At 28.8% G+C, this 18,422-nt stretch carries 18 protein-coding genes; 8 read left to right on the forward strand and 10 right to left on the reverse strand.

Annotation, left to right across the window (positions count from 1 at the left end):
- Positions 1–124: 124 nt before the first annotated feature.
- From LPC13_RS08410 to LPC13_RS08420, 3 genes are read right to left on the reverse strand one after another with little or no spacing between them, the layout of a single operon-like run.
- Positions 125–1,273: an ABC transporter substrate-binding protein gene (locus LPC13_RS08410; protein ID WP_005210796.1), complete on the reverse strand. Its 1,149-nt coding sequence runs from the start codon at positions 1,271–1,273 to the stop codon at positions 125–127.
- A 41-nt stretch (positions 1,274–1,314) separates the two neighbouring features.
- A complete protein-coding gene (locus tag LPC13_RS08415) occupies positions 1,315–2,352 on the reverse strand; it encodes an ABC transporter permease (RefSeq protein WP_005210798.1) in 1,038 nt (345 codons plus the stop codon).
- A gap of 12 nt (positions 2,353–2,364) precedes the next feature.
- On the reverse strand, positions 2,365–3,855 hold the full coding sequence (locus LPC13_RS08420) for a sugar ABC transporter ATP-binding protein (protein WP_040418646.1): 1,491 nt from the start codon (positions 3,853–3,855) through the stop codon (positions 2,365–2,367).
- Positions 3,856–4,038: 183 nt separating this feature from the next.
- Between LPC13_RS08420 and LPC13_RS08425 the strand changes: the two genes are divergently transcribed.
- Entirely contained in the window at positions 4,039–4,464 is a 426-nt protein-coding gene (locus LPC13_RS08425) for an RbsD/FucU family protein (protein WP_005210801.1), read from the forward strand.
- Between the two features lie 144 nt (positions 4,465–4,608).
- Here the strand turns inward: LPC13_RS08425 and LPC13_RS08430 are convergent, their stop codons facing one another.
- The 5 genes from LPC13_RS08430 to nagA all read right to left on the reverse strand — a co-directional run bounded on the left by LPC13_RS08430 (position 4,609) and on the right by nagA (position 9,827).
- The gene (locus LPC13_RS08430) at positions 4,609–6,366 is read right to left on the reverse strand and encodes a helicase-related protein (RefSeq protein WP_195244093.1); all 1,758 of its coding nucleotides are present in this window, start codon (positions 6,364–6,366) and stop codon (positions 4,609–4,611) included.
- Between the two features lie 21 nt (positions 6,367–6,387).
- Positions 6,388–6,861: a flavodoxin family protein gene (locus LPC13_RS08435; RefSeq protein ID WP_005210806.1), complete on the reverse strand. Its 474-nt coding sequence runs from the start codon at positions 6,859–6,861 to the stop codon at positions 6,388–6,390.
- Between the two features lie 402 nt (positions 6,862–7,263).
- Positions 7,264–8,115, reverse strand: a complete 852-nt coding sequence (fba, locus tag LPC13_RS08440) for a class II fructose-1,6-bisphosphate aldolase (RefSeq protein WP_005210809.1) — start codon at positions 8,113–8,115, stop codon at positions 7,264–7,266.
- Between the two features lie 47 nt (positions 8,116–8,162).
- Complete coding sequence (locus LPC13_RS08445; RefSeq protein WP_234088747.1) at positions 8,163–8,687, reverse strand: hypothetical protein; 525 nt, start codon at positions 8,685–8,687, stop codon at positions 8,163–8,165.
- Positions 8,688–9,827 (reverse strand): N-acetylglucosamine-6-phosphate deacetylase, encoded by a 1,140-nt coding sequence (gene nagA / locus LPC13_RS08450; RefSeq protein WP_195244090.1) that lies wholly within the window; start codon positions 9,825–9,827, stop codon positions 8,688–8,690.
- Positions 9,828–10,006: 179 nt separating this feature from the next.
- On the opposite strand from nagA, the gene LPC13_RS08455 reads away from it, so the two are divergent.
- Genes LPC13_RS08455 through yajC form a run of 3 tightly spaced genes read left to right on the forward strand, consistent with a single transcriptional unit; the run spans position 10,007 to position 11,942 of the window.
- Positions 10,007–11,185, forward strand: coding sequence for an SIS domain-containing protein (locus tag LPC13_RS08455; RefSeq protein WP_234088748.1), 1,179 nt, complete (start codon positions 10,007–10,009; stop codon positions 11,183–11,185).
- Between the two features lie 44 nt (positions 11,186–11,229).
- Complete coding sequence (agaF, locus tag LPC13_RS08460; RefSeq protein ID WP_005210818.1) at positions 11,230–11,661, forward strand: PTS galactosamine/N-acetylgalactosamine transporter subunit IIA; 432 nt, start codon at positions 11,230–11,232, stop codon at positions 11,659–11,661.
- A gap of 2 nt (positions 11,662–11,663) precedes the next feature.
- Positions 11,664–11,942: a preprotein translocase subunit YajC gene (gene yajC / locus LPC13_RS08465; protein WP_005210820.1), complete on the forward strand. Its 279-nt coding sequence runs from the start codon at positions 11,664–11,666 to the stop codon at positions 11,940–11,942.
- 168 nt (positions 11,943–12,110) lie between these two features.
- Here the strand turns inward: yajC and LPC13_RS08470 are convergent, their stop codons facing one another.
- The gene (locus LPC13_RS08470) at positions 12,111–13,277 is read right to left on the reverse strand and encodes a helix-turn-helix transcriptional regulator (protein WP_005210822.1); all 1,167 of its coding nucleotides are present in this window, start codon (positions 13,275–13,277) and stop codon (positions 12,111–12,113) included.
- A 369-nt stretch (positions 13,278–13,646) separates the two neighbouring features.
- On the opposite strand from LPC13_RS08470, the gene agaV reads away from it, so the two are divergent.
- The 3 genes from agaV to LPC13_RS08485 are packed head-to-tail and all read left to right on the forward strand — an operon-like array spanning position 13,647 to position 15,819.
- A complete protein-coding gene (agaV, locus tag LPC13_RS08475; RefSeq protein WP_005210824.1) occupies positions 13,647–14,123 on the forward strand; it encodes a PTS N-acetylgalactosamine transporter subunit IIB in 477 nt (158 codons plus the stop codon).
- Between the two features lie 48 nt (positions 14,124–14,171).
- Entirely contained in the window at positions 14,172–14,987 is an 816-nt protein-coding gene (locus LPC13_RS08480) for a PTS mannose/fructose/sorbose/N-acetylgalactosamine transporter subunit IIC (RefSeq protein WP_005210827.1), read from the forward strand.
- The gene (locus LPC13_RS08485) at positions 14,977–15,819 is read left to right on the forward strand and encodes a PTS system mannose/fructose/sorbose family transporter subunit IID (protein WP_005210830.1); all 843 of its coding nucleotides are present in this window, start codon (positions 14,977–14,979) and stop codon (positions 15,817–15,819) included. Before LPC13_RS08480 ends, LPC13_RS08485 begins: the two co-directional genes overlap by 11 nt.
- 303 nt (positions 15,820–16,122) lie before the next feature.
- Here LPC13_RS08485 and LPC13_RS08490 read toward each other — a convergent pair whose 3' ends face one another.
- Positions 16,123–17,424 (reverse strand): class II D-tagatose-bisphosphate aldolase, non-catalytic subunit, encoded by a 1,302-nt coding sequence (locus LPC13_RS08490; RefSeq protein WP_005210832.1) that lies wholly within the window; start codon positions 17,422–17,424, stop codon positions 16,123–16,125.
- A gap of 243 nt (positions 17,425–17,667) precedes the next feature.
- Between LPC13_RS08490 and LPC13_RS08495 the strand changes: the two genes are divergently transcribed.
- The gene (locus tag LPC13_RS08495; protein WP_195244087.1) at positions 17,668–18,381 is read left to right on the forward strand and encodes a GntR family transcriptional regulator; all 714 of its coding nucleotides are present in this window, start codon (positions 17,668–17,670) and stop codon (positions 18,379–18,381) included.
- The last annotated feature ends 41 nt before the right edge of the window (positions 18,382–18,422 follow it).

Below are 18,422 nucleotides of genomic sequence, written 5' to 3' on the forward strand. Positions count from 1 at the left end.
AAAAGGAGTTTTTTTTCATACTCACCGCTTAAGCTAATCTGAACACACTTGCATAGCAAGTGGTTTTCTAAATACAAAAAAGATTGTTACAAACATATTTGTTTTGTAACAATCTTTAAAACTTCTATTCGTATAGTAAATCCTTTATATCATCGTCATCCATGTTGTCTTTATTATACCATTTAGATCCAGTATCTGTATCAGAAACTGTTTCTCCCTTATATGCTTTATATGCAAGAGCAACAGCATCATAACCAATTTGGTATGGATCTTGTGTAACTGATCCTAAGAACCAACCATTTCTAACAGCTGTAATTTGACCTTTACCTGAATCAAATCCAACGGCAACTATATCTTTATATTTTCCAGTTTCTTTATCGAAATCTTTACCATCATTAGACGCAGCTAATATACCATCAACTCCACCTTGATTAGAACCATATACTGCAATTAAATTATTTGTTGATAATACAGATTGAGCTGCATTTTGAACATCTGTAGCAGAAGTTGTTGGGGGAACATTTACAACGATTTTAACTATTTCATCTCCTGTAGCTGCTACATTATATGTTTCATGTCCTGAAACACTTACATTTCCTTCTCCTACTATCTCTTCACATTTAGCTTTCATTTCATCTATAAATCCTTGAGTTCTATCAATTAATGATGCACTTGTAGCATCTTGAGAAACTACCCCTATGGCAACCGGATTATCCTTAGTTGCAGCCTTTATCTTACCTAGTATATCTTCATCTTCAATTAACTTTTGAGCTGGAATTTGTGCTGCCTTATAGTTATCTGTTGATGCAGTAGCCGCAACTTGTCCATCTGGAGCTCCTGGAATACCTGAGTCAAATCCTATTACAGGAATACCTTGACTTTGAGCATCTGATAACTGTGATGATAATGATTTAGTATCAAGTGCTGCTATAGCTAAAGCTTGTGGTTTTTTTGCAAGTGCTGCATTAACCATATTTACTTGATCATTAATATCACTTTCAGATGCTGGACCTTCAAAAGTAATATCAACATTAAATTCCTTAGCTGCATCTTCTGCACCTTTTTTAACTACTTGCCAAAATTGATGTTGAAATCCCTTAGATATAACAGCTATATACGGTTTAGAACTTGTATCAGTTGTTTCTTCCGTTGTTGTATTATTAGTGTCTGACGTATCACTTGTGTCTTTTGAGTTTGATGAGCTACAACCAGCAATACTAGCTACTAAAGCAAGAGATGCCGCTAAGCAAACCATTTTTTTAATTTTTTTCATTGTAAAATCCCCCTTAAATTTTAATTTTATTACTAAGCAGTTTACTGCTCTAAAACTTTATTAACACTTTTACTAGCACTACTTTCAGTCTTATTATCTAATTTAATTTCATTTGATTTTTTATTTCTATAAATATCTAATAATACAGCGCAAATAACAACTATTCCTGTAAAAAATGTTTGCCATTGTCCTTGAAGATTCATTGACATTAATCCATTTTTTAATACACTCATAATATAAACACCTATCATAGTACCTACTACTGAACCAACTCCACCAGATAATGAAGTTCCTCCAATAACAACTCCTGCAATAGCTAATAATTCCAACCCATTTCCAGTACCTGGTATTATAGTTGTATACGCAGCTGCATAAACTATACCTGCAAGCCCAGCAAAAAATCCACTAATAACATAAACCATCATTTCCCATCTATCTACTCTTACACCTGAAAGCCTAACAGCCTCTTTATTACTTCCTATTGCAAAAGTATATCTACCTATACGAGTTTTATTTAAAATAACATATGCAAGCATAAAAAATATTAATAAGAATATTATTCCTGTTGGAAATCCATTTTCTGTCTTAAAAAATACAGATTTAAACCATCCAGCTTCTTCATAAGCTGTTGGAAAACGTTGTGTTTGAACTTTTGCAATAATTGCACCTAGACCTTGAGAAACTAACATTGTACCTAATGTTGCTATGAATGGAGGTAATTTTAACTTTGCTATTAAAATACCATTAATAAGACCAAATATTGTTGCGATAACTACTATTAATAATAAAGCTAGTCCAATTGGCCATCCCCATGAATTATGAGCAAGTCCACCAATAAGCGTAGCACACATCATTACTGTTCCTATTGAAAGATCAATCCCACCTGTAATTACTACAAAGGTAACACCAATTGCCATAAATCCAATATAATATGATGAATCTAGTATATTTATAAATGTAGCTTTACTAAAAAAGTTCTGTCCTAATAGTGAAAATGCTAATATTAATATTACTAATGCAGCTAACGAAAAAAACTTTTGTAATCCTTTTCCTTTGATATTTTCTTTTATCTTCCCCATTTAATATCCCTCCTACTTTCTATCTGTAGCATATTTCATAATTACTTCTTGATTAGCATCTTCAATATTAAGTATCTTTGTGAGTCTACCTTCACACATAACTACTACTCTATCACTCATACGTAATATTTCTGGCAACTCTGAAGATATCATTATTATCGATTTTCCTTCAGCAACAAGTTCATTCATTAAATTATAAATTTCACTTTTTGCACCAATATCAATTCCACGTGTTGGCTCATCGAATATTAATATATCAGCATTTCTAATTAGCCATTTCGCTATTACAACTTTTTGTTGATTTCCTCCCGATAAATTTTTAATTAATTGATTAATTGTTGGAGTTTTAACTTTAATTTTATCAACATATTTTAAGGTTTCTATTTCAACTTTTTTATCATCAATCAGTAGTCCTGATTGAAAATCTTCAAGGTGAGCTAAAACTGAATTTTCAGATACAGAAAGTCCAGTTGCTAAACCAAATCTTTTTCTATCCTCTGAAAGATATCCTATTCCTGCATTAACAGCATCACTAGTATTCTTAACATCAATCTTATTTCCCCTAACAAATATTTCTCCTGATATTTTAGGATCTGCTCCAAATAAAAGCCTAGCTGCTTCAGTTCTCCCTGCTCCCATTAATCCAGCAAAACCTAAAATCTCTCCTTTTTTAAGATCAAAGGATATATCCTTAACTACATGAGATTTAAGGTTTTTAACCTCTAATATTGTTTCTGCATCTTTTTTTACATTACTTTTTTCCTTTTTTTCTGTTGAAACATTTCTTCCTACCATAAGTTTAATTATTTCATTTAAATTTGTATCTTTAGTTTTTACTTCTTTTATAAATTCACCATCTCTCATTACAGTTATTCTATCTGTAATCTTAAATATTTCATCCATTCTATGAGATATATAAATCATCCCAACGCCCTTTGTTTTTAGTTCATTCATAATCCTAAATAACTCTTTTGTTTCTGATTCTGTTAATGCAGCTGTTGGTTCATCTAAAATAAGAATATTTGACTTAAATGAAATAGCTTTTGCAATTTCTATCATTTGTTGTTTTCCAACAGAAAGATTACCTACTATTTCTGTTGGTTTTATATTTAGTTTTAATTCCTTGAATAATTCAGCGGTCTTTTTATTTATAATTTTATCATTCAAAAAAAATCCATCTGATTCTCTTCCAATGAAGATGTTTTGTGCTGCTGTAAGATGATTCATTAAATTTAATTCTTGGTGAACAATAGCAATACCAGCTTCTTGAGCTTCCCTTGGATTCTTAAATACCACACTGTTGCCATTGTATGTAATCTCACCTTCATCTCTTTGATAAATTCCTGTAAGTATCTTCATCAAAGTAGATTTACCAGCTCCATTTTCTCCTGCTAAAGCATTAACTTCACCTTTTCTAAGGCTTAATGAACACCTCTTTAATGCATGCACCCCTGGAAATCTTTTATCAATTCCTTTCATTTCTAATACTACAGTTTCGTTCATGCAATCACTCCCTCCACCCATTTTTTATTTGTTTTTGTTGTTTTATTTTGTTTTTGTTTTTGTTTACGATTTCATTATACACAGATAATTTGGTTTATTCAAGTAATTCTTCCATATTCTTGATATATTTGGTTAATTATGTTAAACTTTAATAAAATCTACTTCATAAAGGAGATGTTATTTATGTTGAAAGGTATACCTCCAATTTTATCACCTGATTTATTAAAAATACTTATGGAAATGGGACACGGAGATAAGTTAGTTATAGCAGATGGTAATTTCCCATCTACTAGATGTGCTCAACGACTAATAAGACTTGATGGACATGCTGTACCAGAAATTTTAGAGGATATTTTAAAGTTATTTCCTTTGGATACTTACTCTAAAAAACCTGTTTCTCTAATGAGTATAGTCCCTGGTGATACTGTTGTTCCGACAATTTGGGAAACCTATGAAACTATTATCAAATCAAGCTTTAACACCTTTGATTCATTTGGTTTTCTTGAAAGATTTGATTTTTATGAAGAAGCGAAATCTTCATATGCAATTATAGCTACTTCTGAAAAATCTCTTTATGCTAACATAATTTTAACAAAGGGAGTTATTTAACTCTTATAAAATAAACATTTTAATAAAATCAACTTATTAAAGTCAAAAAAGTGACAATATAAAATTAGGATAATTTATATAATTATCCCCATTTTAAACTATCACTTTTTTACTTTAAATTTTAGCTTTCTAAAAACTTTTATTTTAAATTTTTACTAATATTTCATTTATATCTTCGCTAACCTTAATTCTTTCATTATAAACCCACTCAGCATCAAATTTTAAATTAAATATTTTAGAGAATGAATAGTACATATTAATTTTTTGATAATAAATTTCTAAGTCATCAAGATTTCCTGTAAAACAACTAGGTTTTGTTAATTCTTTAAGTTTAGCAATAAATACCTCATCAACATACTCTAAGAATTTATCCATTAATTCTTCATTTGAAACATCAAAAGGAACCTTTAGTAAATCCCACTGATCTTCTTCCTTTAATTTATATCTTTTTATTTTATCTAATATTAAAAGATATTCACTTATATCCATCTTTCTATAATAATCAATTTTTTCTTCTCTAGTTTTCCAAAGTACTAATTTTTCATTTAAAGGTAAACTCTTAATAGTAAGTATAGCTTCTGATGGACCTATAACTGCCTGCTTTATTACTTCATCTTTTTCTTCAAGCTTTCTACTTATTATATTATGTGTATCAGAAACTCCTGCAACATATCCAATATCATATATACCTTTTCTACCTGCTCTACCTGCAACTTGTTTAATTTCTTGAGATGTTAATTCCCTGACCTCTTCCCCATCAAACTTTCTTATGGACATGAATATTATTCTTCTAATTGGCAAATTAACTCCCATGCCTATTGCATCTGTTGTTACTAAAACCTTATTTTCTTTATTTATAAATTGTTCATATTGCATTTTTCTAACTTCCGGTGGTAAGTCACCATAAATAATACTTGTCTTAACATTATTATTAGAATAACTTTGAGCTATTTCCAACACTCTCTTTTTAGAGAAAACTACTATAGCATCGCCTTCTTGAACATCATTATAACTAAAGTTTTTAGTTTCAACTTCTAAAGGAATATTTCTATGATATTCTTTAATCTCATAGTCATCTTCGCAATCATCTAACATTTTAATTAATAATTCTTTAGCATTCATTGCTCCACAAATATGAATTTCATTACATCTAAGACCAAGTACAGCTCTACTCCAAGCAATACCTCTTTGATTATCATTAATCATTTGAATTTCATCAATAACTGCAATATCATAATTTTGCTTTAAGTTTACCTTTTCTATTGTACAAGATATATGCGTAGCATTTTCCTTAATAATCTCTTCTTCACCTGTCATTAAATCACAAACTACACCTTCATTATTTAGCTTTTCATAATTTTCTAATGCAAGTATTCTAAGTGGCGACAAATAAACTCCTTTTTTAGCAGTTTTAAGCCTTTCTACTGCATTATAAGTCTTACCTGTATTAGTATCACCTAAATGAATATAAATCTTTCTTTTCATTCTTCTAGTTATCATATATTCATCTTTAGGATTATCAGGAAATGCTTCTTCAAAAGCCTCTCCAATTAATTTAGGTATATGTTGCTTTGTAAGCACCGTCATAAAACCTGAATTTAAAAATGTATTATAATTCCCTCTAACTACTTCATAAAAATCAAAATCTGTGTTGTTTTTCTTATTATAATCTTCAAGCATTCTCTTAGAAACATCTTCTAATAGCTCCTCATATCTTTCACACACAAATTCATATTCCTTGAATCCCTCTTTCTCCATTTCCTTTAATAGTCTAATTTTTTTTCTTATTGATGTTTCCTGTTCTATAAGTGCCCCTACTTTTGAATGATGTACTATTTCTTCTATTTGATTTATTTGACTCTTCAGCTTTTTAAATTCTCTAAGTGCTGCATTCTTTTTCATATATTACCTCCCATTAGTTCACTATTGATTTTGCCCATTTTGATACTTTTTCCAAACACTCTTCTTTATTACTATTAATAGCTCAAAAAAATCTATTTCACCTATAAATTTATTATTTGGAATTTTTTCTTTTATATTATTGTAAAATTTCAAAGCACCTCCACCACCATGACATGCAAATAGAGCTATTTTTTTATTCTGTATTTTATATTTTTCTAAAAAAGTATTATATGCTGGTGCGTATGTTCCTACCCATATAGGAGTTCCAATAAAAATATTTTCATAACTATTTATATTTTTATCTATTTCTTCAAGTTGTGGTTTTACCTTAAATAAAACGTCTTTACCACCAAAAAAATACTTTCTAAATCCTTTATCATAGTATTTCTTTTTAGTCCTTACCTCTAATATGTCTGCATTTATAGTTTTTGCTATCGTATTAGCTATTAATCTTGTATTTCCTTCTAAGGAATAGAATATAACCAAATTTTTCATAAATTCTCCTCCAAATTTAATTGCACTTTAATTTATTTTCCTTATAATACTAATACATTTTAATCTTTTATACATTCTACTATAACCTTATTATAAGTCACTTTACATTATTACCCAAAGCTTTTATTACAGATATCTATTTAAAATTTTAATTATCAATTGTAACAAAATTGACAAATTACTATAGTATACTATTACTTGTAGATAGATAAAAAATAATTTTCCTCTTAAAATAAAAGTTCCGAGAATACTACCTTCCCCCGGTAATATTCTTGGAACTTTTATTTTTACTTATTAATTGAAATAATTAAATTTCTGCTTATAAAAAATAAGGTCGGCTTACACCAACCTTATTTAAATGTTTAGTTATCAATTTTAATTAAAAGCTTGTCTTTTTCTATTCTATGCTTTATTTTGACAACCACAAACTTGTATTTTTTCTTTTACAAACTTCTTAACTTCTTCAAGCCCAGCTTTATTGTACTTTTTAGGATCTATTTCATTAGGATTACTCTTTAAATATTCATTAACCCCATGTGTAAATGCTATTCTAAGTTCTGTAGCATAATTCACTTTACATATTCCTCTATTTATAGCTTCTTGTACCTTTGAATCTGGAATTCCTGATCCACCATGTAATACAAGTGGAACTGATACTACTTCTCTTATTTCTGATAATCTTTCTAAATCTAATTTAGGTTCTCCCTTATACATACCATGAGCTGTACCTATAGCTATAGCTAATGAGTCAACGCCTGTTCTTTCAACGAATTCTCTAGCTTCTTGTGGATCTGTATATGCATCTCCTTCTCCACCATCTAAATCATCTTCTTTTCCTCCAACTTTTCCAAGTTCAGCTTCAACTGCAACTCCTGAAGGTTTACACATATCTACCACTGCTTTAGATACAGCTATATTATCTTCAAAACTTTCATGAGAACCATCTATCATAATTGAAGTATATCCTGCTCTTAATGCTTGTGCTGCTAAATCAAAGCTTGACCCATGATCTAAATGCATAACTACTGGTACACTTGCTCTACTTGCTGCAACCTTTACATTTGCTAAGAAATAATCTAATCCTGCATATTTTACTGTAGATGGAGTAGTTTGCATTATTACAGGTGCATTCATTTCTTCTGCTGCACTTATAACTGCCATTACCATTTCCATGTTTTCAACATTAAAAGCACCTATTGCATAATGTCCTTCTTGAGCCTTTTTTAATATGTTTTTTGTTGTAATTAGTTCCATAATAATTCTCCTTTTCCCATTAAATTTATCTTAAATAAAAATGTTTTTTATTTATTTTTCATTTTACTAAAAGCCACACCATTAATTATTGCTGAATAAATTCCATATATAGCCACTATGATACTTAAAGTCATAAATATCATATTATAATTTTGTTGTATAGCATTTATAACTATAAGTATGCTTAAAAGTACATAAGCACACAATTTCATCATAGTTTTCTCTTTTGCCTTACTATTAATAATAATCTCTAATTTTGAAAGCTTTCTTTCCCTTTTAAAATCTTTTATAGATTTTAATTTTTTCAGAAATATTACTCTAAAATATAATTCTGCTATAACCGTAGCTGCAACACCAACTAAAAGTGTGCTTTGAAATGTTTTAAAATAATCTCCTAATAAAATTAGAGCTATTATGATAATAGAATACCTATAATAAATTACTCTAAATTTTTGTTCAACTTGTGGAGATATAATATATCCTTTTTTATCAAATGCGTTATAATAAACTGTATCTCCATACATATCTAGATAAATATTTTTGCCTGCTAAAGCTACAGTATTTTTATTCATTTACAACATCGCCTTCCCTAAACAATAAGTTTGATGAACTGAGTAATCATCATTAAGTACTACTAAATCACTATCATATCCAACACCTATTCTACCTTTACGATTATCAATCCCTAAACATTTTGCTGGATTAATAGTACATGCATTTATAGCATAATTAAACGGTACCATAGCTTTTTCAACTAATATTCTAAGACCTTCATTCATTCTTAATGTTGAACCTGCTAATCCTTTTGTGCTAACTAAATGAGCACTACCATCTTCATATATTTCAATTTCATTTCCACCAAAAATGAATCTTGAACCTGGTTCAAATCCTTTTGCCATTAATGCATCAGTAACCATAATTCCATAATCAGGTCCCTTAGCATTAAAGAAATTATATAATGCTGCTGGAGTAGAATGGTTACCATCACAAATAATTTCCCCATACATTCCATTAACTCTTAAACTAAACCCAACTAGTCCATTTTGTCTATGATTAAATGGAGTCATACCATTATAAACATGAGTTTGAGATCTAGCTCCATGAGCAAAGGCAAATACTGCTTCTTCATAAGTAGAAGCTGAATGTCCTATACTTACAACTATTCCATTATCATATAAATATTCTGTTAATTCATAATCTTCATCTGCTTCAGTTGCTAAAGTAACATATTTTATTAATCCTTTTGCAGCCTTTTGATAAGTTTGAAATTCTTTAACTGTAGGTTTTGCTATAAACTGTTTTGGTTGTGCACCTTTATATTCCATATCAAGATATGGTCCTTCAAAGTGTATCCCTAATATTTCTGCACCTTCATATCCATCTTCAACAACTTTTGCTACATTAGCTACAGCATTAGTTAAAACTTCCCTACTTTGAGTTATAGTTGTTGCTAATAATGCTGTAACACCTTCATTTGGTATTTTCTTAGTCCAATTTCTAAGGCCTTCTTCATTAGCATCATTTGTATCAAATCCATATGCACCATGGCAATGAATATCTATAAATCCAGGGACAATCTTCCTATTTCCATAATCATATGCCCCATCTTTTTCATTATATTTGTAGATATTTGTTATTTTATTATCATCAATTTCAATTTGAGCTGAAATAAACTGATCTGCAATCCAAACATTCTTGCTTTGTATTAACATATTATACCTCCTTTTTCAACATTATCTTTATTATACATAAGATTATTGTTACAATATTTGCACTTTTTAACATAGATATTATATCTTTTAGTACCTACATTGTATTTGTACGAGTCTTCATTATAATTAGAATTAGTAAAGCTTTTGATAGCTATAATAAATATGGAGGGTATGAATTTATGAATATTTTTAATATCAACGAAAGTCAAATGAAAGATACTAAATCAACATTTACTTTAAATGAAATCTTTCAACAACCTAAAACATGGATAAAAACTTTAGAACAAATTAAAGCTAATAAAAGTTCTATACAAGCATTTATAAATAATGTAATAACTAAAGAGGATTATGATGTAATATTAACTGGTGCAGGTACTAGTGAATTTGTTGGTAATGCATTATATTCTCATTTAAATACATTGCTTAATTATAAAGTTAAATCTTATGGTACAACTGATATAGTTGCAACACCTGAGAATTATTTATCTAGAACTAAACCAACATTACTTATAAGTTTTGGTCGCTCTGGTAATTCTCCTGAATCAATCGGAGCCGTTGAAGCTGCTAATGTTGTTTGTGATAATATTTATCATTTATTTGTTACTTGCAATAAAAATGGTGCTCTTTCAAAAATGGCTGAAGAGTTAGATAATTGTTATGCAATAAACCTTACTGATGAAACTCATGATCAATCATTTGCAATGACATCTAGTTTTAGTAATATGTACTTAGCTACATACCTTTGCTTTAATCTTGATAACTTAGATGAAAAATCAAAAGTAATCACTAATATTTGTTCATCTACTCAAAGATTCTTAGATGAAGGTTATGACGTTGTAAATAAAATAGTTAATGAATATAACTTTGAAAGAATTGTTTATTTAGGAAGTAATACTTTAAAAGGAATATCACAAGAATCTGCATTAAAAATGCTTGAATTAACAGCTGGAAAAACAGTTGCTGTATTTGATACTCCACTTGGATTTAGACATGGTCCAAAGTCAATTATAGATGATTCTACATTAACAGTAGTATATGTAAGTAATGATGAATTCACTTATAAATATGAATTAGATTTAATAAAAGAAATAAGTTCTCAAAGAAAAGGAAATAAGCTAGCTGTTGTATCAGATAAACATTCTGATGAATTATCATCTTTAGCTGATTACTACTATGCTTATAATACTGGTAATAATTCAAATAATGTTGAATTAGGTTTAGCTTATATTACATTTGCTCAAACTTTATCAACATTAAAATCTTTATCAATGGGAATAACACCTGATAATCCTTGTCCATCCGGAGAAGTTAACCGTGTTGTTAAAGGTGTTACATTATACAACTATACTCGTAAATAAATAACTAAAATAATTTTTCAGCTTACGGAAGAGAGGATAATAATATGATAGGAATAATAATTAGTGGACATGGAAATTTTGGTACTGGCTTACAAAGCTCTTTAAAATTAATTGCTGGTGGCCCTGCAAATGTTGAATATGTTGATTTTTTAGAAACAGATTCTACAGAAAGTTTAAAAGAAAAATATAAAATTGCATTAAATAATTTAAATGGTTGTAATGATATTTTAGCTCTTACAGACTTAGCTGGTGGTTCACCATTCAAAACTTTAGTTGAATTAAATACTGAAGTTGAGCAGTCAATTCAAGTAGTAGGTGGAACAAACTTACCTATGGCACTTGAAATAACTATGACTAAAGATATTATTGATGACTTATCATCTCTAGCAGATTCAGCTTTAGAGGTTGGTAAAAGCGGAGTTGTTAAATTTGAACTTATAGCACATGAAGAAATTGAATGTGAGGATGGTATTTAATTATGATTAATTGGGAAGTTATTATTTGGACATGCATTACAATAGGAGTTCTACTTGGAATAGCCGCATTAATTTTAACATTTATATCAGCAAGAAATATTAAAAAGAAAACTTCCGAACTTAAAACTCTACATTCTGATTTAAAACCTGGAATGAAAGTTATGTTCTGTGGTGCAGTTTACGGAAAAGTAATTAAAGTTAAAGATGATATCGTAGAAGTTGAAATTGCTAAAAATGTAATAGTTTCAGTATCTAGATATGCAATTCAAAGCGTAGCTTAATTTACAATATATAGAATTTATACAATGACAAAATATAAATGGCAAATTAAAGACATATATAAGCATCTATGCTCTATTTGCCATTTATATTTAATTTATTTATTAAACATTTATATATCCTTTTGATATAGCTTCTTTAAAATTTAAAATATTACTACATATTATTTATTAATTAAATACAGTTTGCGCATATTCGCTAGGACTTATTTCATAATGTTGAGTAAATGCTCTAGAAAAATAATGTATAGAACTAAATCCTAACATAAATGCAATTTCACTAATAGTATATTTATTTTCCTTTATCAATAATTTACTCTTTGCCAATTTTAAATCATTTATATACTTCTTTGGAGTTATGTTTAAATTATTTTTAAATAACATTTGTAGTGAAGATCTAGAAACAGCAAATTTACTACAAATATCTTCTATAGCAATTGGTTCACAAATAGTTTCATCTATATATGATAGTATGTCCTCTAATAACTCATCTTGAAAATGTTGATGAGATTCTTTAGGCAATTTATCATTTTCATGTCCTAAATAATCATATTGAAATAATCTAATAATTATTTCGTGAAAATTACTTAAAATTAAGTTTTGAGAATATGGTGCTGTTGAAGATAAATTTTTCGCAAAATTCCTTACTATCTTATAGAGTTCTTTTCTACAATGAAATACCCTATTACATATAGCACTATCATCATCACATTCCATATCAAATAATACTGTTAAATATGAACAAGATGAATCACTATTTACTGTTTGAGTATGGAATTGATTTTTTCCATAAATAATTAAATCATATGAATCTAATTTATAATTAACATCATCTATTGTTGTATCTAAACTTCCATTATCTACGAACGTTAATTCATACACATTATGTTTTTCTCCCTTAAATTTATAATTTGGACTTTTAATAGTATAATAATATGCCATTATTTCTGGAATGTTTATAGTTGGTAATATTCTATTATATACATATGGAGGATTTAAAAACTCCAGTTTAATATTATAGTTACGAGAAATTATTAAATTAAATGTAACTTCTTTAGTCATTGGAATTATATTGAAATACATATTAGGCTTTATTTCTAGATTTCTATGTACTCCAAATAGCTTGAAATCTCTATCACTATGCTCACTTATCAATATATAAGCCATTCCTTCTTCAATTTCAACATATACTGGCTCTGAAAATTTATATAGGCTTGAAATTACCCTATCACTAGTAATAACTTTTTTCCTTATGAGTTCTTCACTAGATATGTCTTTTGATTCTTCATAAACTCCCCCATATTTCCCAAATTCAGCGCTAGATGTTTTATCATACATAGCAAATTCCCCCTCTTAAATAACATTTTCTTAATATTTCATTAATATTAACTTGTCCTCATATACCATCTTATAAATATAAAATATTTTATATTCACATTTATATTTTAATCTATCTAAATCATTTGTCAAACATTCAATTTAATAACATTTTTTCAGTACAATTACATTTTTATATTATATTTTAATTTTAGTTACATATATAATTAATGTAGACCTAATTATTTTTAGTCTTCGTGTAAACGTTTTGTTAAAAAACATAAAACAAATGTTAAAAATTCTAAAGATTCTATATTATGTAATATCTATAATATTATTGTAGAGTCGATTACAAAAAACATAAAAACAACTTATAAGGAGGTGAATATTATGCCAAACATTGTTTTAACAAGAATAGATAACAGATTAATTCATGGACAAGTTGCTACTCAATGGTGTGGATCTATTGGTGCAAACTTAATCCTAGTTGCAAATGATGTTGTTGCTGGTGATAAACTTAGACAAGGTCTAATGGATATGGCTGCTCCAACTTATGCTTCTACTCGTTATTGGACAATCGAAAAAACTATCAACACTATTCACAAAGCTAGCGAAAGACAACTTATATTCATAGTATGTGAAACTCCTGCTGATGTTTTAAGACTTGTTGAAGGTGGTGTGCCAATAAAAAAGGTAAACATCGGAAATATGCATATGGCTCAAGGTAAGAGACAAGTTGCTGGATCTGTTGCTGTAGACGATAAAGACGTTGAAGCGTTCAGAAAACTAAAAGATTTAGGTGTGGAGCTTGAAATTAGAAGAGTTCCTACTGAAGGTACAGAAAATATTGATAAACTTTTCAAATAATTATAATCAATAATTACAATTAAATAATTACGAAAGGAGATTTGTGATATGGATTTTAATTTTATTCAAATTCTTTTGGTTGCAGTATTTGCATTTATCGCAGGTATAGACCAATTTAGTTTCTTGGAATCATTATATCAACCAATTGTATCTGGTGCTGTTATCGGTGCAATTCTTGGTGACTTACAAACTGGACTTATCGTTGGTGGTACTTATCAATTAATGACAATCGGAAACATGCCTGTAGGAGGAGCTCAACCTCCAAATGCTGTTATCGGTGGAATAATGGCAGTTGTATTCGCTGTTTCTTCTAACTTAGAACCAGCTGCTGCTGTTGGACTAGCTGTTCCATTCGCATTAATAGGACAATATTGTGTAACTTTATTATTTACAATTATGTCTCCATTAATGTCAAAGGCTGATAAATATGCTGAAGATGCTGATACAAAAGGTATCGAAGGCCTTAACTACATGGCAATGGGTCTTCTAGGATTATTCTTTGCAATAGTAGTTGTTATAGGATTAATCGGTGGTGCTGCTGCTGGTAATTGGTTATCAGAAATGTCAGAAAAATTTGCTTGGTTCATGAGTGGACTTTCTGCTGCTGGTGGAATGATGCGTTATGTTGGATTTGCAATACTTTTACGTATCATGTTATCAAACGATTTATGGGGTATTTACTTCGCAGGTTTTGCTCTAGCTACTATCATAGGAAAGATAGATGGTCTAAGTGGTTCAGCTCTATTAATAATCGCATTTATTGGATTTGCTGTTGCTATTTACGACTTCCAAACTAATGTAAAAATGAAGAGCAGTGCTGCGTATGCACCTGTAGGAGGAGGAGATGACGAAGATGGAATTTAATTCAACTCAATATAAAGATTTAACTCCAGCTAAACAACTTGATAAGAAAACTTTAAATCAAATGGTTTGGCGTTCATTATTCTTACAAGCTTCATTTAACTACGAAAGAATGCAAGCTGCAGGATGGTTATACGGTATATTACCAGGATTAAAGAAAATTCACACTAATAAAGAAGACCTTTCTAAGTCTATGCAACACAACTTAGAATTCTTCAATACTCACCCATTCCTTGTAACTTTCGTTATGGGTATAATTCTTTCTTTAGAGCAACAAAAGGCAGATACAAACACTATCAGAGCCGTTAGAGTTGCTGCAATGGGACCTTTAGGTGGTATCGGAGATGCGATCTTCTGGTTTACACTAGTTCCAATTACTGCTGGTATAACTGCTAATATGGCTATAAATGGTTCCTTAGCTGGACCAATATTATTCTTATTAATTTTCAATGCTGTTCAATTTGCTATAAGATATTGGTTAATGCACTGGTCTTATAGTTTAGGTTCTAAAGCAATTGATATATTAACTAAGAATGCTAAAGAATTTACTCGTGCTGCTTCTATGCTAGGTGTATTCATAGTTGGTGCTTTAACTTCTAACTATGGTGCAACTAAATTAGGAATCGTAATACCAAACGGTGAAGCTCCTATCGATATTCAAAATATATTAGATGGTGTTTTACCACAAATGATTCCTCTAGCATTAACATTATTACTATTCTTCTTACTTAAGAAGAAAGGTTGGAAGCCAGTTACTTGTATACTTCTTTTACTTGTAATAGGTATCGTTGGTGCATTAATTGGTCACTTATGTGGCTTCACAATGTGGGGATAATACAAATTAATTTAAGAGGCTGGATTCTTCCAGCTTCTTTTTTTATATATTAAAATATTTATTTATATTATTCCCTAAATTATTTATTTTATTCATTAATATGTTTTAAAATATAATTATTAATATGTTGATTTTTTCTAACTACAAATTCTTCTATCTCTATTAATATATTTTCTTTAATATATATTTTTTACTTACTCTCAAAATCAAATAATATTTTTACAATCTAAACTTTATTGAAACAAAAAATGTATATCTACATTTCCTTATATAATGTAGATATACATTTAATACTATAATATTCTAAGAGATTGCATAGATATAATCATCTATATATTCACCTATCTTATCCTTTAATAATTCATATGGATCTAGCTTTAATTTATTTTCTCTTACCTTTACATATTGACTATGCATATATTGACTAAGTAATGGTAATGGTATTTCTACATTTGATAAATTATCTAGTAATTTTTGTAAAGCAAATTCTACATCTTCATCCGGCATATAATATCTGCATCTATCTGATAAACTATATTTTCTTTCAAATTTTATCTTTTCTAATGAACCAATATAATGTTTTTTCCACTGATTAGGATTTTTCATCATTACAAAATCTAAAATTTCTCTAAATCTAGATGTTTCAAACTCTGGATGATACTGTACTAACTCTTCCTCTATACTATTCAATGCAAAAGCAGCTTCTCTAAAGCCAAATGTTAATGCAGGTCCAACCTTTAATATTATATATCCATCCTCGACCATTTTTCTTAAAGACTCTTTAGTTTGGTAATCAGTAGAATGTGCTTCAAAAACTAAATTATCATGATTTTTTATAGCTGCTGATAATTCTTTTGCACTTTCTCTATCATATGACCATACACTATCTGAACCAAATTCAACACCTGGTTGAACAACTACTGCTATTACATACTCTAAAGCTTCTGAAAGATTATAGCTCATAAAAATCTCTTTAAATGATCTTACTGTATTTTCAAAATTTGAAACACTTGTAACTTGTATATGATTCTCCTCTTCTTGAGCTCCTCCTGGAATTGGAACTTCACTTCCTACTACATATACAGGATGAATTGCTAAAGGATTTTCCTTTAATAATTCAGCATATGCCTCTTCTGCTACTTTACAAAGTCTAGCAGCTCTATCAGCTATGACATTATCTCCAAAATCTCCACTTTCTTTATCTCCAAGCAATTGCATACTTGTATCTATATGAATCTTAGTAAATCCTGCTAAAACGTATTGCCTTATTAATTCCATTGAATTTTCCATAGCTTTTTCTGGTTGTAGGTTTGTCCATGTTAATGGTCCAAGATGATCTCCACCTAATATTATTCTTTCTTTAGGAAAATTGTTTTTATCACAAAGCTCATATATAAAATCTTTATAATCTTTAGGCGTCATTCCTGTATATCCACCAAATTGATCTACTTGATTAGCTGTAGCTTCTACAAGTAAATACTTGTCTCCATCTCTTAATCTATCCATAGCAGCTTCTATTACATATTTGTTTGAAGTACAAACTGAAAAGATTCCACTATTTTTTCCTGCTTTATAGTCTTTTATTATTCTCATTAATTCATGCATTTAAATTCTCTCCTCTCATTCACTTTATTGAATAAAATACCCATATTTATATTTTATTATTATAGCTTGTTAAAGAGAATACCTTTTCGCTTTTCATAATATTTTGGCCCACTTATCATACATATTCTATAAATAAAAAGATACAAGTTATGTAACTTGTATCTTCTTATTTAAATATATCACATTATATGTTATATTTATACTGTAATACAAGTATTTTGAAAGTTAGGAGGTGGATTAATTATGAAAAGTCAACCATTATATATGAATATATATGATGATATTTTATTTAAAATAAAAAATGGAATCTTTTCAGAAAACTCTCCTCTACCATCTGAAAGAGAGTTAGGCCTTAACTATAATGTTAGTAGATCAACTGTAAGAAAAGCTCTTAATACTCTTCAAAACAATGGCTTTATCTATAAAATCCAAGGACAAGGAACATTTATTAAACCACAAGTATTTGAACAACCTTTGTATAACTTCTATTCATTTACAGATGAATTAAAAAAAGATGATATAACTATTAGAAATAGTATTCTCAGTTATGAACAATTTCAACTAGACTCTTCATTATCTTCTAAACTAAATAAACCCAAAGGAGAAATTTTTCATAAAATTGTAAGATTACGTTCCGCTAAAAATTATCCTTTAATGATAGAAATAACCTATCTACCTAAAAATAGATTTTTTAATATAAGTACAGATATTTTAGAAGAAAAATCTCTCTATTCATACTTATCTTCTAAATATTCTTTATCAGTAGATAAAGCTGCTGAAACATTTAGACCGATTATTCCTAATAGTGAAGAATGCTCTTTACTAAAAATATCTTCTAAAATCCCTTGTATATTACTTGAAAGATTTAGCTACGAAGAAAATGAACTTGTTGAATATACTCAATCTATAGTTAGAGGTGATAAGTACGTATTTAAAGTTAATTTATCAACTTATTAACAATTTTTCATACTAACTAAATAATAAAAACTTATGAATTA

Origin of the sequence: Clostridium celatum (genome assembly GCF_021412605.1) — a bacterium.
Taxonomy (GTDB): Bacteria; Bacillota; Clostridia; order Clostridiales; family Clostridiaceae; genus Clostridium; species Clostridium celatum.